At 60.1% G+C, this 19,931-nt stretch carries 20 protein-coding genes and 2 pseudogenes; 12 read left to right on the top strand and 10 right to left on the bottom strand.

The features are described from left to right. Positions 1-9: 9 nt before the first annotated feature. The gene (locus CKW18_RS19650; protein ID WP_095190323.1) at positions 10-579 is read right to left on the bottom strand and encodes a GNAT family N-acetyltransferase; all 570 of its coding nucleotides are present in this window, start codon (positions 577-579) and stop codon (positions 10-12) included. Between the two features lie 83 nt (positions 580-662). On the opposite strand from CKW18_RS19650, the gene CKW18_RS19645 reads away from it, so the two are divergent. After that, positions 663-1,583, top strand: a complete 921-nt coding sequence (locus CKW18_RS19645; protein WP_095190322.1) for a histone deacetylase — start codon at positions 663-665, stop codon at positions 1,581-1,583. A 282-nt stretch (positions 1,584-1,865) separates the two neighbouring features. Then, the gene (locus CKW18_RS19640) at positions 1,866-3,110 is read left to right on the top strand and encodes a TIGR03862 family flavoprotein (protein ID WP_095190321.1); all 1,245 of its coding nucleotides are present in this window, start codon (positions 1,866-1,868) and stop codon (positions 3,108-3,110) included. A 107-nt stretch (positions 3,111-3,217) separates the two neighbouring features. Here CKW18_RS19640 and CKW18_RS19635 read toward each other — a convergent pair whose 3' ends face one another. Continuing rightward, complete coding sequence (locus CKW18_RS19635; protein WP_095190320.1) at positions 3,218-4,555, bottom strand: DEAD/DEAH box helicase; 1,338 nt, start codon at positions 4,553-4,555, stop codon at positions 3,218-3,220. Positions 4,556-4,620: 65 nt separating this feature from the next. Next, the gene (gene yedA / locus CKW18_RS19630) at positions 4,621-5,565 is read right to left on the bottom strand and encodes a drug/metabolite exporter YedA (RefSeq protein ID WP_095190319.1); all 945 of its coding nucleotides are present in this window, start codon (positions 5,563-5,565) and stop codon (positions 4,621-4,623) included. Between the two features lie 163 nt (positions 5,566-5,728). Here yedA and CKW18_RS19625 point away from each other — a divergent pair, with 163 nt between their 5' ends. Continuing rightward, positions 5,729-6,184 carry an Lrp/AsnC family transcriptional regulator gene (locus CKW18_RS19625; protein WP_095190318.1) on the top strand — a complete coding sequence of 152 codons (456 nt, stop codon included), beginning with the start codon at positions 5,729-5,731 and terminating at the stop codon, positions 6,182-6,184. A gap of 116 nt (positions 6,185-6,300) precedes the next feature. Here CKW18_RS19625 and CKW18_RS19620 read toward each other — a convergent pair whose 3' ends face one another. Beyond that, positions 6,301-6,807: a Bro-N domain-containing protein gene (locus tag CKW18_RS19620; RefSeq protein WP_095190317.1), complete on the bottom strand. Its 507-nt coding sequence runs from the start codon at positions 6,805-6,807 to the stop codon at positions 6,301-6,303. A gap of 457 nt (positions 6,808-7,264) precedes the next feature. Between CKW18_RS19620 and CKW18_RS19615 the strand changes: the two genes are divergently transcribed. Both CKW18_RS19615 and CKW18_RS31520 read left to right on the top strand, forming a co-directional pair. Continuing rightward, positions 7,265-8,269, top strand: coding sequence for a hypothetical protein (locus tag CKW18_RS19615; RefSeq protein ID WP_095190316.1), 1,005 nt, complete (start codon positions 7,265-7,267; stop codon positions 8,267-8,269). 25 nt (positions 8,270-8,294) lie between these two features. Then, a pseudogene (locus CKW18_RS31520) lies at positions 8,295-8,372 on the top strand (Lrp/AsnC family transcriptional regulator); the annotation flags it as partial. 115 nt (positions 8,373-8,487) lie between these two features. On the opposite strand, the gene CKW18_RS19610 reads toward CKW18_RS31520, so the two are convergent. The 3 genes from CKW18_RS19610 to CKW18_RS19600 all read right to left on the bottom strand — a co-directional run bounded on the left by CKW18_RS19610 (position 8,488) and on the right by CKW18_RS19600 (position 10,496). Continuing rightward, entirely contained in the window at positions 8,488-9,093 is a 606-nt protein-coding gene (locus CKW18_RS19610) for a PolC-type DNA polymerase III (protein WP_095190315.1), read from the bottom strand. A gap of 41 nt (positions 9,094-9,134) precedes the next feature. Then, entirely contained in the window at positions 9,135-9,614 is a 480-nt protein-coding gene (locus CKW18_RS19605) for an NYN domain-containing protein (RefSeq protein WP_003228475.1), read from the bottom strand. A 138-nt stretch (positions 9,615-9,752) separates the two neighbouring features. Further along, the gene (locus CKW18_RS19600; RefSeq protein ID WP_095190314.1) at positions 9,753-10,496 is read right to left on the bottom strand and encodes a DUF2076 domain-containing protein; all 744 of its coding nucleotides are present in this window, start codon (positions 10,494-10,496) and stop codon (positions 9,753-9,755) included. A gap of 178 nt (positions 10,497-10,674) precedes the next feature. On the opposite strand from CKW18_RS19600, the gene CKW18_RS19595 reads away from it, so the two are divergent. The 3 genes and pseudogenes from CKW18_RS19595 to CKW18_RS19585 form a co-directional block, all read left to right on the top strand. Continuing rightward, on the top strand, positions 10,675-11,349 hold the full coding sequence (locus CKW18_RS19595; RefSeq protein ID WP_095190313.1) for a YciC family protein: 675 nt from the start codon (positions 10,675-10,677) through the stop codon (positions 11,347-11,349). A gap of 75 nt (positions 11,350-11,424) precedes the next feature. Continuing rightward, a complete protein-coding gene (locus CKW18_RS19590; protein WP_095190312.1) occupies positions 11,425-12,504 on the top strand; it encodes an endonuclease/exonuclease/phosphatase family protein in 1,080 nt (359 codons plus the stop codon). Between the two features lie 19 nt (positions 12,505-12,523). Next, a pseudogene (locus CKW18_RS19585) lies at positions 12,524-12,793 on the top strand (EamA family transporter); the annotation flags it as partial. Between the two features lie 76 nt (positions 12,794-12,869). Here CKW18_RS19585 and hrpB read toward each other — a convergent pair. Beyond that, positions 12,870-15,389: an ATP-dependent helicase HrpB gene (hrpB, locus tag CKW18_RS19580; RefSeq protein ID WP_095190311.1), complete on the bottom strand. Its 2,520-nt coding sequence runs from the start codon at positions 15,387-15,389 to the stop codon at positions 12,870-12,872. A gap of 111 nt (positions 15,390-15,500) precedes the next feature. Here hrpB and CKW18_RS19575 point away from each other — a divergent pair, with 111 nt between their 5' ends. Both CKW18_RS19575 and CKW18_RS19570 read left to right on the top strand, forming a co-directional pair. Continuing rightward, the gene (locus tag CKW18_RS19575; protein ID WP_007909665.1) at positions 15,501-15,920 is read left to right on the top strand and encodes a hypothetical protein; all 420 of its coding nucleotides are present in this window, start codon (positions 15,501-15,503) and stop codon (positions 15,918-15,920) included. A 15-nt stretch (positions 15,921-15,935) separates the two neighbouring features. Further along, positions 15,936-16,844: a cation diffusion facilitator family transporter gene (locus CKW18_RS19570; protein WP_095190310.1), complete on the top strand. Its 909-nt coding sequence runs from the start codon at positions 15,936-15,938 to the stop codon at positions 16,842-16,844. Here CKW18_RS19570 and CKW18_RS19565 read toward each other — a convergent pair. Then, positions 16,763-17,893, bottom strand: coding sequence for a DUF6515 family protein (locus tag CKW18_RS19565; RefSeq protein WP_256587018.1), 1,131 nt, complete (start codon positions 17,891-17,893; stop codon positions 16,763-16,765). The genes CKW18_RS19570 and CKW18_RS19565 overlap by 82 nt on opposite strands. Positions 17,894-18,348: 455 nt before the next feature. Here CKW18_RS19565 and CKW18_RS19560 point away from each other — a divergent pair, with 455 nt between their 5' ends. Both CKW18_RS19560 and CKW18_RS19555 read left to right on the top strand, forming a co-directional pair. After that, positions 18,349-18,828 carry an Lrp/AsnC family transcriptional regulator gene (locus CKW18_RS19560; RefSeq protein WP_042561225.1) on the top strand — a complete coding sequence of 160 codons (480 nt, stop codon included), beginning with the start codon at positions 18,349-18,351 and terminating at the stop codon, positions 18,826-18,828. Positions 18,829-19,045: 217 nt separating this feature from the next. Next, entirely contained in the window at positions 19,046-19,255 is a 210-nt protein-coding gene (locus CKW18_RS19555) for a DUF2788 domain-containing protein (RefSeq protein WP_007909655.1), read from the top strand. Here CKW18_RS19555 and CKW18_RS19550 read toward each other — a convergent pair. Then, on the bottom strand, positions 19,250-19,885 hold the full coding sequence (locus CKW18_RS19550; RefSeq protein WP_095190309.1) for a pseudouridine synthase: 636 nt from the start codon (positions 19,883-19,885) through the stop codon (positions 19,250-19,252). The two genes, CKW18_RS19555 and CKW18_RS19550, sit on opposite strands and share 6 nt — an antisense overlap. Between the last annotated feature and the right edge of the window lie 46 nt (positions 19,886-19,931).

The raw sequence follows: 19,931 nt of genomic DNA, 5'->3' as shown, positions 1-19,931 counted from the left end.
CGTGTCGGCTTATCCATGCAAGGTTTGCAGCCACTGCTCCCGGGTGATGCGGTACAGCACATGTCTTCTTAACGGGTGATCGACGGCAAGCTTGGGGTGATCAAAGTCATTGGCGGGATCGTGATGCATGCCGATCGCCTGCATGACTTTCTCCGAAGGAAGATTGCTTTGTGCGGTGAAAGACACGATCTCTTTCAAGGCCAAGCGATCAAACCCGCAACGTAGAGCGGTCCACGCCGCTTCACTGGCGTAACCCAGGCCCCAATGTTCCTTGGCCAGACGCCAGCCGATCTCTACCGCCGGCGTAAATGCCGCATCGAAACCGACGACGCCCAGACCGGTGAAACCGATGAATTCACCGCTGTCCTTGCGTTCCAGCGCCCACAAGCCGTAACCGTGTTCGGCAAAATGCCCGCGCACGCGACCGATCAGCGCAGCGCTTTCCAACCGGCTCAACGGCTGCGGAAAGTAGCGCATCACCTGAGGATCGGCACACATCGCCGCAAATGCCGGCAAGTCCTCGTCCTGCCACTGACGCATCAGCAGGCGTGCGCTTTCGAGTTCCAGTATCGGCTCCATCGTGCCCCTCCGTTTCCATGCCGCAAGTCTACATCGCTGGTAGGATCCTTCATTCTTTCCTACGTTTGCTACTTGAAATCCCCATGCCCCTACCGCTGATCTACCACGAAGACTACAGCCCCGAGTTTCCGGCGGATCACCGCTTCCCGATGGACAAGTTTCGCCTGTTGCGCGATCACCTGGTCGACAGTGGACTGGTGCGCGACGCCGATCTGCTGCGTCCGCAAATCTGCCCCAACGACATCCTCGCCCTCGCCCATGACCGTAGCTATATCGAACGCTACATGAGTGGCGAGTTGTCTCGCGAAGACCAGCGGCGTCTTGGCTTGCCATGGAATGAAGCGCTGGCGCGGCGCACGGTGCGCGCGGTCGGCGGTTCGATTCTGGCGGCTGAAAAAGCCCTGGAGCATGGCTTGGCTTGTCATCTGGCGGGTGGCACCCATCACGCCCACTACGACTACCCGGCCGGGTTCTGCATCTTCAATGACCTGGCGATCATCAGCCATTACCTGCTGCAAAGCGGTCGGGTCAACCGCGTGCTGATCTTCGACTGCGATGTGCATCAGGGCGACGGTACCGCGCGGATTCTCCACGACACGCCGGAGGCGATTACCGTTTCCCTGCACTGCGAGAAGAACTTTCCTGCACGCAAAGCCGAAAGTGACTGGGACATTCCGCTGCCCAAAGGCATGGGCGATGCCGACTATTTAAAAGTCGTGGACGACACACTCAATTACCTGCTGCCGCTGTATCAGCCGGATCTGGTGCTGTATGACGCCGGGGTCGATGTACACAAGGACGATGCCCTCGGTTATCTGCAACTGACCGATGAAGGCGTTGCCGCCCGGGATGAAGCCGTGATGCGCCATTGCCTGGGTCGCGACATTCCGGTGGTCGGTGTCATCGGTGGCGGTTACAGCAAGGATCGCCACGCCCTCGCACGCCGCCACGGCATCCTTCATCACAGCGCGCAGCGCGTCTGGACGTCACACGGTTGTCATTGAGCTGTGCTGCGTTACCCACAATCGCTGTGGAACGGCCTGTGGATAACCTGAGCGAAAGGGACTACAGGCCTTGCTGAGCATGGCCTGCAGCACGCTGATCAAATTTCAACCAGGTTTTATGGATCGCCACAGATCCCTTGTGGGAGGGGGCTTGCTCCCGAATGCGGGGTGTCATTCAACATTGATGTCAATGGATATACCGCATTCGCGAGCAAGCTCCCTCCCACCCTGTCCTGCGCTGTTAGAATGCGCGCCTTATCCCGCCATACCGCAGCGCACGCCATGACCCAGAACTCCACCGCCTCCCCCGCTCACGTCGCCATCATCGGCGGTGGCCCCGCCGGCCTGATGGCCGCCGAAGTGCTGAGCCAGGCCGGGGTACGAGTCGACCTGTACGACGGCATGCCCTCGGTAGGCCGCAAGTTTCTGCTCGCTGGCGTCGGCGGCATGAACATCACCCATTCTGAAGCCTACCCGGCATTCCTCTCGCGCTACGCCGAACGCGCGCCGCACATCGCCCCGCTGCTGCGCGGTTTTGATGCCGATGCGCTGTGCCGCTGGATTCACGATCTGGGCATCGAAACCTTTATCGGCAGCTCGGGCCGCGTGTTCCCCACCGACATGAAAGCCGCACCGCTATTGCGCGCCTGGCTCAAGCGTCTGCGCGACAGTGGCGTCGTTATCCACACCCGCCATCGCTGGCTCGGCTGGGATGAACACGGTGCGTTGCGCATCGAAAGCCCCACGGGCGAAATCACCGTGAAACCCGACGCCACCCTGCTCGCCCTCGGCGGCGGCAGTTGGGCGCGCCTCGGTTCGGATGGCGCGTGGATGCTGCCCCTGGAGCAAAAAGGTGTAGGACTGGCACCGCTGCAGCCAAGCAATTGCGGCTTCGAGGTGCAGGCCTGGAGCGATCTGATGGTGAGCAAATTCGCCGGAGCGCCGCTGAAAAATATCGCCATCGGCTTGAACGACGATGTACCGCGCCTGGGCGAATGCGTGATCACCGCGACCGGCATTGAAGGCAGTCTGATTTATGCGCTGTCGGCGCCGATTCGCGAGGCGATCAATCAGTACGGCGCAGCGACCATTCACATCGATCTGCTGCCCGGCCGACCTGTGGATAAATTGCAGGCAGCGTTAAGCAAGCCACGCGGTTCGCGCTCAATGGCCAAGCATCTGCACAGTCAGGTCGGGATTGATGGGGTGAAAGCGGCGTTGTTGCGTGAATTGACTGACGCTGCAACCTTTGCCGATCCCGCGCTGTTAGCTCGGGCGATCAAGGCGCTGCCGCTGACATTGGTAAAGACCCGTCCTTTGGATGAGGCGATCAGCAGTGCTGGCGGCGTGACGTTTGAAGCGATGGATGAGCGATTGATGCTCAAGGCGTTGCCGGGGGTGTTCTGCGCAGGTGAGATGCTCGATTGGGAGGCGCCGACGGGCGGCTATTTGCTGACGGGGTGTTTTGCCAGCGGACGGGCGGCGGGGTTCGGGATGCTGGAGTGGCTTCGGCACAAAACCCTGTAGGAGCTGTCGAGTGAAACGAGGCTGCGATCTTTTGACCTTTAAAAGCAAGATCAAAAGATCGCAGCGTGCCGCAGCTCCTACCTGGATAGCGCGCCTTCAGCAGAGGGTTATGGCTTACGCTTGCGCGGCCCGGTGTTAAACACCGGCACTTTACGCACAGGCTTGATCGAAGGCTCCGGCGCTTGGGTCTCGCCGCTATCGACCCACTTACCGAGATTACGCTTGCCACCACCGCCGGAGGTTTTCGGCTTTTTCGGTTTCTTTGGCTTCTTGATCACCTGGCCGCTGGCATCGGTATCCGGCACGCGGTGCTCAGGCTCGAAGTCCGGTTCGTTCTGACGCTTGAGCGTCTGACGCGTCAGCATCTCGATGGCCGAGAGCATGTTCACCTCATCGGCACACACCAGCGAGATCGCCTCGCCCGTCGCACCGGCACGGCCAGTACGGCCGATACGGTGGATGTAATCCTCAGCCACGATCGGCAGATCAAAGTTGACCACCAGCGGCAGATCTTCGATGTCCAGCCCCCGCGCCGCAACGTCGGTGGCCACCAGAATCTGCACTTCGCTGAGTTTGAAACGATCCAGCGCACGCTGGCGCGTTGCCTGCGGTTTGTCACCGTGGATGCCGTCGGCGTTCACGCCCAGCCCCTGAAGTTTTTCCACCAGCGCATCGACACCGTTACGGGTCTTGGCAAACACCAGCACCTGCTTCCACTTGTTCTTGCGCATCAGGTGCACGAACAGTTCGGCCTTACGCTTCTTGTCGACGGTTACCACCCACTGCTTGACGGTGTTGGCAGCGACGTTGCGCGGGCTGACTTCGACACTCAGCGGATCGTTGAGCATCTGCCCGGCCAGCAGGCGGATGTCATCGGAGAAGGTCGCGGAGAACAGCAGAGTCTGGCGCTTTTTCGGCAGCATGCGGTAAATGTTCGCCAGTTCTTCGGAGAAGCCCAGGTCGAGCATACGGTCGGCTTCATCCAGCACCAGGGTTTGCAGCTGATCGAGTTTCAGCGCGTTCTGGCGGAACAGGTCGATCAGGCGACCAGGCGTTGCGACCAGCACATCGACGCCGCCGCGCAGCTTCATCATTTGTGGGTTGATGCTCACGCCGCCGTAGACCGCGTAAGTGCGCAGCGGCAGGTTTTCGGCGTACTGGCGCACAGACTCATGAACCTGTTCGGCCAGTTCGCGGGTCGGCACCAGAATCAGCGCACGCGCCGAATTGGCGGTGACTTTCGGCCCTTCCATAGCCAGCAACTGCAACAGCGGCAAGGCGAAACCGGCGGTTTTGCCGGTGCCCGTCTGGGCCGCTGCCATCAGGTCGCGACCGGCCAGAACGGCCGGGATGGCTTGCGCCTGCACCGGCGTCGGGGTCTGGTAGCCGAGCGTCTCGAGGGAGCGCAGCAAGGGTTCGATCAGGCCAAGGGAGGCGAAAGTCATGGGAGTACCGTAGGAAAATTTAGCGCGGTTGTGCAAAACGAGTGTGCAATGGCGCGCAGTTTACCCTAATTCACACGGGATTCTGTTCGCTCCTCTGTCGGCATGGCCGCGACGGCGGGTGCCGGAGCCCGACGCCACTGTGGCAGACCGATCAGCACCACGGCGCTGATGATCACCAGCATCGCCAGCGCTTCTTCAATGCCGATGGTCTCGCCGACCAATACGATCCCCAGCAACACCGCCACCGCCGGGTTGACGTAGGCATAACTGGTGGCCGCCGCCGGACGCACATGCTTGAGCAGGTACATGTAGGCATTGAAGGCGATGATCGAGCCAAAGAAGATCAGATACGCCAGCGCCAGCCAGCCCTCTACTGGCGGCATGGCTTGCAGATGCTCGCCGCTGACCGCGCTGCCGATCAGCAGGACCACACCGCCGACCAGCATTTCCACCGCACTGGCCATCGCGCCCTGCGGCAACGGCAGGTGTCTGCTCCACACCGAACCGAACGCCCAAGTGGCCGCGGCAAAAATCAGCAACGCCGCGCCCAGTGGACTCGATTGCAGGTTGGAACCCATGTTGAGCATGGCAATACCGACAATCCCCAGCGCCACCCCGGCCCATTCGAGTCGGGTATTTCGCGCGCCCCAGAAATAACCGAAGAGCAACGTGAACAGCGGCACCGTCGCCACCGCCAACGCCGCCACGCCAGAGGCCACACCCGTGTGCTCGGCGACACTCACCGCGCCGTTACCAAAGCTCAGCAGCAAAATCCCGATGATCCCCGCCGCTTTCCACTGCGCCCACGTCGGCGTCGGCGCCGGCGCCCCGCGCCAACGCAGAAATGCATACATCAATGTACCGGCAATCAAGAAGCGCACCCCGCCGAGCATCAGCGGTGGCCAGTATTCAACGCCGATGCGGATCACCAGATAGGTCGATCCCCAAATCACATACAACGCAAAAAACGCGGCGATCAGCGGCAGGGAAAAACGGCGCAGGGCAGGCATGGGCAGCTCGACTGTCAGAGGTAGCGGATGAATTATTCTAGAAAGGCGAGCGAGCAAAAATAAGCTACAAAACCTGTTTATAGCGCCAGTATACTTTTGAAAGAACGGAGATCATCGGGATAAACCGAGATTTCGAAAGCCTGCCCATTTCAGGAGTCTGACCTTGGACAAATACGACCGCATGCTGCTCAGCGCCCTGTTGGAAAACGGCCGAGCGTCCTACGCCGACCTGGCGCGCAAAGTGAACCTCTCCGCCCCCGCCGTCGCCGAACGCGTTGCCAAGCTTGAAACATCCGGGGTGATCACCGGGTACGAGGCGAAAATCGACTTGTCGAAAATCGGTCTGCCGATCCAGTGCATGATCGAACTGCGCCTGCATCAGAACGGCAGTCAAAAGGTTTACGACGAATTGGTGAAAATCCCGCAACTCACCGAGTGCTTTCGAGTGACGGGCGATCCGTGCGTGATGATGAAGGGCGCGGTGGGCTCGATGACGGAGCTGGAAGAGTTGATCAATCGAGTGGCGAAGTTCGGGTTCAGCAAGACGTCGATTGTGTTGTCGAGCGCAATCGAAAAGCGCGTGCCGCTGGGGCACATCGAAGGCAACGGCAAGTCTTGAGGCAATGATGTCCACTGTGGGAGCGGGCTTGCCCGCGAAGAGGGAGTGTCAGACAACACCTTTCTGGATGACACACCGCATTCGCGAGTAAGTCCGCTAGCGAGAAGCCTTCAACCTTAGCTACGACTTTCCTGAGTCAGCAAGTGCGGCATATCTCGCATGCGCATCCATGGCTCATTGCGCCAATGCAGAAGTCTCAACGTTTCCCCTGCGCACATCATCAAACGCAGATGCGGATCTGAAACTGACTCCGAGCCCTGACGAAGCATCGGCACGACTTCATGGGTCAGCCAACGACGCAAATGACGGTTCTCCGGGGAGTAGTGGTAAACCAGCATTGCGTAAACGCCGGACTCGCTCAACATCAAGGTCTCTTGAACACCATCGCTTCCCGATAGATACAGTATCCGCCGCTGATCTTCATCAAGCTTCAGAACTTGTCGCCCATTGATTTCCAACCCCATGAGACGACCAAAATCACGGGCACAAAACCAGGCTTCGCCATGTACCAAAGCGGCTTGCAGCTGTATGTGATGGCGGATGAAGGTTTGGGGGTTTACGAGTGACTCACGACTGAATGACGAGCCGGAGTTTTTTGGAGCGTTGGGAGTTACTTCAATCATGGCAAATTACCTAACGAATGTTGGAGCCGCCAGCATCACTTGCAGATGATGGGTGGCGGCTGTGAGCGGGTCTGCAAGACCGAGTCGTTAGGCAACCTCGGCAGACCCGAAGGTCTCCCGCACACAGCCACCATAAAATCGTTGGTCGCCAAAAGATCGACGCGATTATAGGTGCACCGTTCAGTGCCTAACAAATTATCGGCGGGCTTGCAGTCCCGATCGCTGAATTTGCAGCGACGAAAAGAGGTTAGCGGCGGGGCTATCGGAGCTCAAGACGGATTATCCCTAATCTTCAGTAGGACGCTTCGTCGAAACCCACACACTGTTAAACAACCCTATTTCGCAAGACTTTTTGACCGGTGGACGCCACCAAGCGCAACAGCTAATGTCCTCACAGATGCCGACAATCGGTCTTTCTCAAAAAATAAAAACCGATAGAAATGAAAGGAGCTCAGAAATGACTTGGAAGGGAACCCTACGCTCAATGCAGGCGTCAGCAAGAAGAGCAGAGCGCAACTCGAAGCGGCGCCAACGCGAATTGCAGGTACGTCAAAAAGAGTTCGCAAAAATGGAGGCCCTTGAGCAGGCCGCGTACGAAGTTGAGGTCTACGAAAACCACATAGATCTGCTGCTGTCCGTGCATAAAGATTGTGGCGAGGGGATCGACTGGAGTGAGTTCGCAAATCAACCGCCACCGATAAAACCCGTAGCACTCAATACTCATGAAAACAAAGCCAGGGCGAGACAGTCCAGTTATAAACCTGGCTTCATCGCGCGCACTTTAAAACTTGAGGCTAGACAACGTAGAAAACTGGAATTAGCTATTCAAGCAGCGGTCGCCAAAGACACACAAGAGTTGGCTCAAGAGTTAAGCGATTGGGAAGCGCAGCATCAGGATTGGAAAGTAGATCACGATCTTGCGCTGGGAATACTCGCCGGTAATGCCCAATCGAAAATTGATGCAGTCCTACGAGTGAATCCGTTCACGGATATTTCGCACTTGGGCACATCAATTAATTTCTCTGTTACAGACGCCGGCATTCTCGAGTGCACGCTCTCGGTACACGGAACCAAAGTGATCCCTCAAGAAATCAAGTCGCTGTTGCAGAGCGGGAAACTATCGGTAAAGAAAATGCCGATCAGCAAATTCAATGAGCTGTTACAGGACTACGTATCCAGCTGCGTTTTACGTGTAGGGCAGGAACTGCTGAGTATCCTTCCCGAGCGCCTCGTCATCGTTACAGCTGTTGACTCACTCCTCAACTCCGCAACCGGCCATCTCGAAGATCAACCGATCCTCAGCGTTGCACTCGCACGCGAGACGCTATTCAAACTCAACATGCAAAGTATCGATCCATCCGATTCGATGAAGAACTTCGTTCACACGATGAATTTCAAGAAAACAACCGGGTTTATGCCGGTAGACAAGGTTGATAGTCAACAATTCGCCAGTCTGGCCTGATGTAAAAAGATCGCAGCCTTCGGCAGCTCAGAACTCGATTGTGCTGTCCAGCGCCATCGAAAAACGCGTGCCGCTGGGGCACATCGAAGGCAACGGCAAGTAGAGTTCTCCTGTAGGAGCTGCCGCAGGCTGCGATCTTTTGATCTTGCTTCTAATAAGTCAAAGTCAAAAGATCGCAGCCTGCGGCAGCTCCTACAGGAATTATGGTGATTTCGGGATCAGCGGTAGCGCTGTAAATGCTCGCCTACTTTGGCGGCCGGCACCTTCTGCAACTTGCACAACAAATCGTGGTTCAACTCACGCACGCCATGCTTGTCCCGCAACTCTCCGGCCAGATGCGCCATCAAGTTTGCCGCCATTTCGGCATCTGCCATGGCCCGGTGAGCCTGCCCCGTGTGCGGTAGTCGTGCGAACGTGGTGAGGGTGCCGAGTTTGTGATTCGGCGCCGCCGGCATCAAGCGGCGGGCGAGTAACAGCGAGCAGGCGAAGTTCTGCAAACGGGTGCGCTTGATCCGCCCCAGTTCAAAATCCCAGAACTTCTGGTCGAACGAAGCGTTATGCGCGACTAGAGGCGTGCAGCCGACGAATTCGTTGACCTCCTCCATCACTTTTTCCGCCGACGGCGCGGTGCGCAGCATGGCGTTGCTGATACCGGTCAGTTGTTCGATGAACGCGGGGACGCGGACGCCGGCGTTCATCAGGCTCTGGTAACGCTCGACGATGCGGCCGTTTTCCAGCATGACCACGGCGATTTCCGTGGCGCGGCAGCTGCTGTTCGGCGAGAGGCCGGTGGTTTCAAAGTCGATGACTGCAATGCGTTCCAAACCGGGTTCAACTCCGTTCAAATCAATTCTTCAGTAGCCGCTCAATTCTTCAGCAGCAGCGCGCCTTCGATCGGCACGTAACGACTGGCGGCGCGGATCAACGAGTTGGCGGTCAGGCCGGGGACGCCGTAGGCCACCGCTTGCACGCCGTGCTTGTTGATGATGCGTTCGAGCAGCATGTCGAAATCGCCGTCACCGGAGGCCAGGACGATTTCGTCGACGTGGTCGGCGGCGTCCATGATGTCGAGGGTGATGCCCACGTCCCAGTCGCCCTTGGCCGAGCCGTCGCTGCGCTGGATGTAGGGCTTGAGCTTCACGGTGAAGCCGAGGTTGCGCAGGATCTGCTGGAACTGCTGCTGCTTGCTGTCACCACGGTCGATGGCGTAGGCGTAGGCCTCGACGATCTGCCCGTCCTTGCTGATGTCTGCCCACAGCGCGGCGTAGTTGAAGTGGCAACCATAGGCCTGACGCACGGTGTAGTAGAGGTTCTGCACGTCGGCGAACACTGCGATTTTTTTCACCGGAGTTCCTGTGAGCGCGCGAGCGCACGAAGCGGGATCAGGCGCTGGGCCCGAAAAAGGCGCTCAGTATGCCAGCCTCAAGGAAGGTGACGCGAATAATCGGCCCGGAGCCCTCAAGGGCTCCGGACGAATGGTGAATCAGACAAAGGAATCGTCGTCATCGATGAACGATGAGTTGTCATCGCTGTAGTCGGCATCGGTAACGCCACCCTGGTCGTCGCCGGCCATGCGCTGGTCATCGCCCCAGCCGTTGTTGCTCTGGTTTGCAACCTGCGCCGGCTCTTCCTTGATCACTTCAACGATTTCTTCTGGCTGCTGATTGTGATGGAACAGGCTGCTGATGCCCTGCGCCAGCATCACGCCACCCGCCACACCGGCAGCCGTTTTCAAGGCGCCACCGAGGAAGCTGCTGCCCGCTGCCGGCGCGGCCTGTTGCGCGTAGTTAGGTGGCGGCGCGCCGAAATTCTGTTGTGGCGCAGGGGCATTGAAGTTCGGCTGCGGGGCCGGCTCACGCCAGCCGCCGGTCGATGCCGGGGCACTTTGGGTCGGCGCCGGGCGCGAACTGCCGCCGCCAAAGATGCTCGACAGGAAACCACCGCCACCGCTTGGCGCCGGCGCAGCACTCTGCGCCTTGGCCGATTGCAGTTCGGCCTGCAAACGCTGGACTTGCTGGGTCAACTGCTTGTTCTGTTCGTCGAGGCTCTTGAGCGCCGCCTCTTGCACCAGGATCGCCTGGGTCATGAAATAACCTGCCGCCGATTGGCGCGTCAGGTGTTCCTTGATCCGCGTCTCGGCCTGGGCGTCGCGCGGGGCTGCCTCCGTTTCGGCCTGTTGCAGCCGGGAAAACAGTCCATCGATCAGGGTTTGCTCTTCGCTGTTCATGGCGACCTCGTAGATTGCCGGGGATAACATTGCCCTCGTCCCCACTGGACAAGGTGCTCCCCTGTAATGGAGACAGTGACAGGATGTTTCAACGACCTTTACCGAATGTTTACGTTTGTGTCCGGTCGCGAATCATCGGTTAAAGTGAGCCACTGTTTTCGACCTGCGATACCGACTGATGAATGCCTTCGAAGTGCTGCGCGACTCTCTGTATTTTTTCAAACGCCATTTGGCCAGCATCGTGCAGTTGTGCCTGCCGCTGGTGATCGTCGAAGCACTGCTGCAACAAGTGGTGGATCACGCCAGCGACCCGGACAGTTTTTCCGCCAGCAGTGTGATCGTCGGTTTGCTGGTCTATCCGCTGTACACCGCCGCGCTGATCCTGTTTCTCGACGCCCGCACCCGCGGCGAGGCCCCGCGTACGCTTGACCTGTTGGCGATGTCCGCGCGCCTGTGGCCACGCTTCGCCCTGCTCACGGCGCTGAACACGCTGCTGATCCTGTTGGGGCTTTCACTGTACTTCCTGCCAGGTCTGATCCTGATGGTGATGCTGGCGTTCGGCGAATACCTGCTGGTGCTGCGCGGCCTCAATCCGTTGCACGCGATGAAGGAAAGCCTGCGCCTGACCCGTGGGCATTTCTGGCGGATTCTGCTGTGTATTCTTTGCGTGATGACGCCCTTGTGGTTGCTCAAAGGCGCAACGCTGGCGGTCTACCCCGAACCGCAAAACCCGGCCATCGCCGTGCTGATCGACAGTGCCCACAGCTTCCTGCAACTGTTCACCAGCGTGGTGCTGTTTCGTCTGTTCATGCTGATCAGCGAATTGCCTGACAAAAGAGACAGAGCGGTCTGACTGCTCTGGCCTTAGGTTTAAGACTCCCCCTCAGGTATGCTCGAGGCCACTTTCTGTAACGCTATAAGCCGAGCCATGACCCGTCTACTGCGCTACACCCTGTTGCTTGCTGTGCTCGCCATCGTCCTGATCGGCGGGCTGATGTTCGGCCTGACCTGGCGCCCCGACGCTCGGGAAACCCTGCCGGTCAGTTGCACCGGCACCCCGCCGACACTGGTGCCCGGGCAGGCGCTGAAAGTCATGACCTGGAACGTGCAGTACCTGGCCGGCAAGCGATACGTATTCTGGAATGACCTGGCCCGGGGCGACGATGAAGCGCCAACCCTGGAAGACCTGGCCTTCAGTCTCGATGAAGTGGCGCGGGTGATCCGCGATGAGCAGCCCGACGTGGTGTTGTTGCAGGAGCTGGATGACGGCGCCAAGGCCAGCGACTATCAGGATCAGCTCAAACTGCTGCAGGAACGGGTCGCCGATCTGTATCCGTGCAGCGCCAGCGCCTTTGACTGGAAAGCCGATTTCGTCCCTGAACCGCACATCTTCGGCAGCGTTGGCCGGCAACTGGCGACGCTGAGCCGCTATCGCATCGAACATGCCGAACGCCTGCAATTGCCAGTAGCTCCAGGCAATTTCATCAGCCGCCAGTTCCAGCCCAAAGACGCCCTGCTCGCCACCAAACTGCCGCTCAGCGATGGCGGCCAACTGACCGTGTTCAACACCCATCTGGAGCGCGCCAGCCAACCGGATGAGACTTTACAGGCGCAAGTGACGGCAGTGGCCAAGGTGCTCGACAAGTATGAAAGCCAGGGTCTGCCTTGGCTGATCGGTGGCGACTTCAATCTGTTACCGCTCGGTCAATACCGCCGCTTGCCCCCCGAGCAGCGCACGCCCTACGCCGCCGACAGCGAGTTGCACCTGCTGTGGGACAAATACCCGATGGTCCCGACCAACAAAGAGGCCAGCGGCATCGACCGCTCGCAGTGGCTGACCCACTACCCCAACGACCCCGGCCTCAGTGGCCCGGATCGCACGGTCGACTATCTGTTCTACAGCCCGAAGATCAAACGCCTAGAAGCGCGGGTGCGACAGGACGATACGTTGCGCATTTCCGATCATTTGCCGGTGATTGCGCGGTTCCTGCTTCCCGCCGCGCCATAAAAACCCGCCATGGCGGCAGTCGATCCTGTTTCAGGTCTACCCGAACACGCTGTTCGCCTACTGGATCTGGAACTCGCTGCTCAAGACCTATCCGGTTTCGACGGTCGCGCCACTGTCGTTGCTGGTACCGATTTTCGGCATGCTCGGTTCGGTGTTGATCTTCGACGAGAGCGTGTCGGTAAATAAAGTGCTGGCGGTGGTGCTGATCGTGCTCGGCCTGGCCGTAGGCCTTTATGGGCAGCGTATTTTCAATGCTGTATTTGCGCGTCCTGCGCACACTTCAATATAAAACGGTGAGGCAGTGGGAGAGATGAATGCAGGGGCCGCTGTTGGCGCGCCCCTGCTGGCATTGGCGCAGCCCCGGTTCAGGTGCCCCGGGGTTTCGCCCGTGCCGTGGCCTCAGCCACCAACGGATCATCCGGCCAGTAGTGCTTCGGATACCGCCCCTTCAGGTCCTTCTTTACCTCGGCATAGGTGCTGCGCCAGAAGTTGGCCAGATCCTGCGTAACCTGCACTGGCCGACGCGCCGGAGACAGCAGATGCAACTTGATCACCTGCCGGCCGCCGGCAATACGCGGGGTTTCGGCCAGCCCGAACAACTCCTGCAAACGCACCGCGAGAATCGGCGGAAACTCGCTGTAATCCAGACGAATCGAGGACCCCGACGGCACGCTCAGATGATGCGGTGCCAGTTCATCGAGGCGTTGCGGCAGCGGCCATGGCAACAGATTGCGCACAATGCTCGACAGATCCAGATTGGCGAAATGGCTGAGTCGCGAGACCTTGCCCAGATACGGCATCAGCCAGTCTTCGAGGCTGTCGAGCAGTGTCGCGTCGCTGACATCCGGCCATTGGCTTTCGTCCTGAGTATTGAGTTCCAACTGCCGCAACAGGGCGACCCGCGCCTGCCATTGGCGCAACTCGGGCGTCCATGGCAGCAGTTCCAGGCCTTTGCGTCGCACCAGATTGACCAGCGCCTGACTGCGGGCCGCCTCATCGAGACCGGTTAACGGTTCACGGCTGAGAATCAGCTCACCGACCTTGCGCTGACGCTCGGCGCGCAGCACGCCTTCGCGCTCGTCCCAGTCCAGTTGATCGACGTTGCGCACCTGCTCGGCGAGCACTGAGTCGAACAGCGTCGGATCAAAATCCGCCGCCAGATAAATCCGTTCCTCGCGCTGGCCTTGTCGGCTGCCAAGATCGGCGATGACGATCCACGGCTCTTTCATCAGGCTGTCGGCCTCGGCGAACAGCGCGGCGCGACCGTTGGCCAGTCGGTATTCGGCGCCTCCGGCACGACGTTGTTGGGCGACGCGATCCGGGTAGGCCAGCGCCAACAGGGCGCCGAGCCAGCGCGGGTGGTCGGGATCGCTGACCGGCTCGCTCGCCTTGCCGCGCAAGTAACCACGATATTGTCGCGCCAGTTGTCGGGCGCGTTGCACACCGCCCTGAGCGCCACGGGCCGCACGCTCTTCGCCGGACAGCAGCACCAAACGGCTGTGCAGATCCGCCCCGGCGCCGCGCAAGATGTCGCGCTCGCCAAGCAACGCGGCGACATCGCAGGCCATGTTGGCCAAGCCCAGCGCCTGCCCGCGCAGCAACAAATGGCCAATACGCGGATGCGCCGGCAGTTCGGCCATGGCCTGACCGTGCGAGGTCAGCGCTTCACCTTCCAGTGCGCCGAGTCGCTGCAACAGTTCCTGCGCCTGTGCATAAGCCGCGGCGGGCGGAACATCCAGCCAGACCAATTCGCCCGGCGTCACACCCCAGCGCCCCAGTTGCAGCGCGAGGCTGGCCAGATCCGCCGAGAGAATTTCCGCACTGCCATAAGCGGCCAGTTGCTCGTGCTGATCCTGCGACCACAACCGATAACACACACCCGGCTCCAGTCGCCCTGCCCGCCCCGCGCGTTGCGTGGCGCTGGCCTTGGAAATGCGTTGCGTGTCGAGGCGCGTCATGCCGCTGCCCGGATCGAAACGCGGCACCCGCGCCAACCCGGCATCGATCACCACGCGCACGCCGTTGATGGTCAAACTGGTCTCGGCAATGTTGGTCGCCAGCACCACTTTGCGCTGGCCGGGCGGAGCCGGGTCGATAGCGGCGCGTTGGGCGTTGAGATCGAGTTCACCGTGCAACGGGCAGAGCAGCACGTCGCTGCGCTCGCCGAGGGCGTCGGCCAGTTGTTGATGGACGCGACGGATTTCCGCCTGCCCCGGCAGGAACACCAACAGGCTGCCGGTTTCATCGTGCAGGGCTTCAAGGACGGTGGCGGTCACGCGCTGATCGATGTATTCGCCGGGCTGAAACGGTCGGCCCCAGCGCATGGTCACCGGGTACATGCGTCCTTCGCTGCGCAGGATTGGCGCGTCATCAAGCAACCCGGCCAGGCGTTCGCCTTCCAGCGTTGCCGACATCAGCAAAATCTTCAGCGGCTGTTCAGCTCGAAACAGCTCGCGACCATTCAAACTCAGGGCCAGCGCCAGATCGGCGTCGAGGCTGCGCTCGTGGAATTCGTCGAAGATCAGCAGACCCACGCCGTCCAGCGCCGGGTCATCCTGCAAACGGCGGGTCAGAATGCCTTCAGTGACCACTTCGATACGGGTGTTGGGGCCGACCTTGCTGTCGAGACGGATGCGATAACCAACGGTTTCGCCGACCTTCTCGCCGAGCTCGCTGGCCAGTCGTTCTGCGGCGGCGCGCGCGGCCAAACGGCGCGGCTCCAGCATCACAATGGTTTGCCCGCTCAGCCACGCTTCATTGAGCAAGGCCAACGGCACGCGGGTGGTTTTACCGGCGCCGGGCGGTGCTTCAAGCACGGCTTCGTGGCGTGTCGCCAACGCTTCACGCAGGGCGGGTAAAACTTCGTCGATCGGCAAAAAAATCATGCTGGCTCCCAAACAGAGGCGCGAGTATAACGGCGAACTGCCGGGCGTTTGTCAGGGTCTTAATTCCACACAACGCTGCTTCGTTTTTAGATGACTCAGGAGATCTATCCCATGCGTTTACCTTTTCGCCTGATCGGCGGTGTACTGGTCGCTACCCTGCTCACCCAAATCACCGCGTGCGGTTCGATTTTCTACCCGGATCGTCGCGGCCAGATCGACGGCAAGATCGATCCGGCGATTGCCGTGCTCGATGCCGTGGGCCTGCTGTTCTACGTCATTCCCGGCCTGATCGCGTTTGCCGTCGACTTCGCCACGGGGGCGATCTATTTCGAACCGGGGCACACCGCGCAGATCGATCCGGCCAAGCTCAAGCAAGCCATCGGCCCGGATGGTCAGGTCGATAACCACAAGTTGCAGGCTATTCTGGAAAGCGAACTGGGCCGGGATTTCCCACTGGATGACCCGCGCCTGATCCAGCACAAAGGCAGCACTCAACAACTGGCGATGTTCGGCCTGCAACCTGCTGCATAAGGAATCACTGACTCCATGACTTCCAGCCCCGAACACGCCCGCCTGCTGCGGCTGGCGACCCGCGCCTCGGTGGCGGTGGCCTGTACGCTGATCATCGCCAAAGCCATCGCCTGGTGGCTGAGCGGTTCGGTGAGCATGCTCGCTGGCCTCACCGACTCGGCGCTTGACGGCATTGCTTCGTTGCTCAATCTGCTGGCGGTGCATTACGCACTGCGCCCGGCGGATGACGATCACCGATACGGCCACGGCAAGGCGGAATCCCTGGCCGGTATGGCGCAGGCATTGTTCATCGGCGGCAGTGCGGTGTTGATTGCCTTCCAGGCCTATGAGCGGATCAAGCAACCGGAACCGCTGGGTGCGCCATGGATCAGCATTGGCGTGATCATTTTCTCCCTGCTGCTGACCGTGGCTTTGCTAATCTTGCAGCATCGGGTGATCAAGCAGACCGGCTCCAACGCCGTGCGTGCCGACTCGCTGCATTACCGCTCCGATCTGTTGCTCAACGGCAGCATTCTGGTGGCGCTGGTGCTGGCCGGGTTCGGCTGGCAACAACTGGACGCATGGTTCGGCCTGGGGATTGCCGCGTACATTTTGTGGAGCGCGATCCAGATCGCCCGGGAAAGCTTTTCGGTGCTGATGGATGAGGAGCTGCCACCGGACGTCAGTCAGCACATGCTTGAACTGGCGTGCAGTGTGCCGGGGGTGCTGGGCGCGCATGACTTGCGCACGCGGATTTCCGGCAACCACTGGTTCGTGCAGTTGCATCTGGAACTGCCAGGGGAATTGACCCTGTCAGTCGCGCACGGCATCAGCGATCAGGCGGCCGATGCCATCCACAAAGCCTACCCACGGGCCGAAGTGCTGGTGCACGCCGACCCGCAGGAAGTGGTCAAGGCTGAACGGGCGCAAACCCGGATTCGGTAACTCACCTGATAACCGCGACTGCTCAGGCAATTGCCCTGGGCCTGACGGTAGGCCTGAACCACTTCGGGCGCCGGCTGGTAAGTCGCGGTGCGCGGGTCAAAACCGCTTTGCTGCACGGCGTACTGGTAGCACTGGTAACCGTCCTGTTGCACCTGCTCCGGCGACTGACCGTTGGCCGGATAAGCCTCGACATCGTAGCCCTGTGATTGCGGCTGCGGTTGTGGCTGAACCGGCGGCTCGACCACCACGTAATCCTGCGTCGCTTCCTGATAGGCGTAATAGGAACCAGCGGCAAGGAACAGCAGCGCGCCACCGACCCACACTTCACGGGCGTAATCCGGCAAGTATTGAATGCGAATCCCGCGCGGTGGTTGCACGACGATGTAGCGCGGGCCTTGCGGGCGGTACCAGTAGCCGCCGGAATAGAAGTAATCCTGCCCGCGATACGGCACGCGATAGTCACGATCCGGGAAGCGATCGATCACATGCCCCGGCCGATATTGCGGCCCCGGGCCCCAACCGTTGCCACGCCCGTCCGGACGCCCCGGCCAGCGATTGTCGTTGGGCCGGTTGCCAGTCTGCCAATGCTGGTTGTTGTAGCCGTTCTGCGGGCGCTCGTCGCGGTAGTAGCCCTGACGCGGCTCCTGGGTCTGGCGCACGGCGTCGGGCCGTGGCTGGATCGGCAGGCTGTTGGCCGGTAACTGCGGCGGTGGCGGCGGCTGGCGAACCGGATTGGGATTGTAGGCTGGTCGATTCTGGTCGCGGTTCTGCCACTGGCCATTATCGTTGTGCTGCTGGCCGTTGTGTTCGAACTGACGGCTGTTGTCGCCACGAATGATCTCGTTGTTCTGCGGCCGGGGTTGATTCTGCTGCGGCTGATTCTGCGGGCGCGGCTGATTGTTGCCGCCATGGCCCTGATTATTGCCCTGATGTTCCGGCCCACGGCCGCCGTTTGGGCTGCGGCTCTCAGGGTCGTCGGCAAGCGCTTGTGCCGTGACACTCATGCACAGCAAACCAACACCGGCCAGACGCCAGATGCGCGACTTCATGCTTTTCCTCGCTGCGGCTTAGGGCCTGAAATTAAGAGGTAACTGGTAACTAAGACCGGGAATGCACACACCGGGTTCTGCAACAGGTTATCAGTCACGAAACTTATTTATTGAGGGCTGCACAAAAATCGCAGGCAAGAAAAAAGGGAGACCCGTCGGCCTCCCTTCTAGAGAACTTCGTCCTGGCTCGACGCTTTTGACGTCGGCTCACCTCACGCCGTCTTCTGGACAGTGTGCAGCTCGGGGGCCGGCACATCCCCGGTGGGGGTGGCGGCCGCGGCGGGCCTGATTGGGCGGGCCGCGTGGACTGTGTTACCGAGCAGTGATTCTGGTGATAAGGATAGGCCTGAGGCCGCGACAGAGGATTGCGAAGATTGCTGAAATAAACACCACTTGCGCAATTTTTAACCCTGGATAGATAATCCGCCGCAATAGTTACAACCAAGGACAGATTGATGAGCAAACTCGACCGTTACGACCTGAGCATTTTGGCGGAATTGCAGCGCGACGCCCGCATCTCCAACCAGGAGCTGGCCGAGCGCATCGGTCTGTCACCCTCGCCGTGCTCGCGCCGGGTCAAGCAACTGGAAGACGACGGCTATATCTCGCGTCAGGTGGCACTGCTGGATCGCAAGATGCTCGGATTGAGCCTGACGGCGTACGTGCTGATCGGCATGGATCGGCACACGCCGGAGCGTTTCGAGAATTTTGAAGCGGCTATTCGGACATTGCCGCAGGTGCTGGAATGCAGTCTGGTGACGGGCGTTGATGCCGACTACCAGCTCAAAGTGGTGGTGCCGGATATGGATCACTATCAGAAGTTGCTGCTGGGGCATTTGACCCGGATTGACGGGGTGACCAGTGTGCGCTCGAGTTTTGTGCTGAATCAGGTGCTCAACAGCACCGAATTGCCGCTGACTCATTTGCGTAGCTGAGATCGCCTTCGCGAGCAAGCCCGCTCCCACAGTCGATCTTTGTCGAGCACACAATTTGTGTGCATCAAAGATCCATGGTGGGAGCGGGCTTGCTCGCGAAGAGGCCGGTACAGGCACCTTATAACTGCGGCACACCGACGCAGGTCAATGCGGCTATGCCACCCTCGGCGTATAATCCCCGCCGCCCTTCCTGCCCCGCCTACGCCGGAGATGACCGATGGATCCAGCACTACTTGAAGAATGGATGATGACCGGTCTGGTCAGCATCCTGATCATTTTCATGGGTTTCATCGTCTGGGATCTGGCGAAAAAGTCCAAGGCCGGACGTTTCGGCTCGTTCATTCTGTTCTTCGTGCTGGGCCTGGGCGTGGCCGCGTTCATCATCAAGAGCGTGGTGATCGGCCTGATCGAGTCCGGCGCTCTATAAGCGCGCCGGCACCTCCTTCCACTGGCCCTGATCGAGACCTTCGATCGTCCAGTCACCAATCCTGACCCGCACCAGCCGCAACGTCGGCAAGCCTACCGCCGCCGTCATCCGGCGCACCTGACGGTTACGCCCCTCGCGAATCACCAACTCCAGCCAACTCGTCGGCACGGTCATGCGAAAGCGTACTGGCGGATTGCGTGGCCACAGTTCTGGCTCATCCAGTTGCCGCGCTTCAGCGGGCAAGGTCATGCCGTCATTCAGCTCGACGCCATCACGCAAACGCTGCAACTGCTCGGCCGTCGGCTCACCTTCGACCTGCACCCAATAGGTCTTGGCGAGTTTGTGCTTCGGATCGGCGATGCGGGCCTGCAACTGGCCGTCGTTGGTCAGCAGCAGCAGACCTTCGCTGTCGCGATCCAGCCGACCTGCCGGATAAATGCCGGGCACGTCGATGTAATCCTTGAGCGTCGCCCGCCCTTCGCCGTCGCTGAATTGCGTCAGCACATCGAACGGTTTGTTGAACAGGATCAGCTTTGGCTCGGCCGGCGGCGCCTTGGCGACACGGCGCGGGGAGGAAGACGGAGGCTTCGCGCCGGGACGGCGGGAAGGTGGACGCGGGGGACGGGACATGGCGAAAAGAACATCTAACGGTCAGGGCTGCCAATGCTAGTAGCCT

The organism is Pseudomonas sp. Irchel 3E19 (assembly GCF_900187585.1).
Taxonomy (GTDB): Bacteria; Pseudomonadota; Gammaproteobacteria; order Pseudomonadales; family Pseudomonadaceae; genus Aquipseudomonas; species Aquipseudomonas baetica.
Note: the sequence above shows the minus strand (reverse complement) of the source record. Positions and strands in the feature narration are given on the sequence as shown.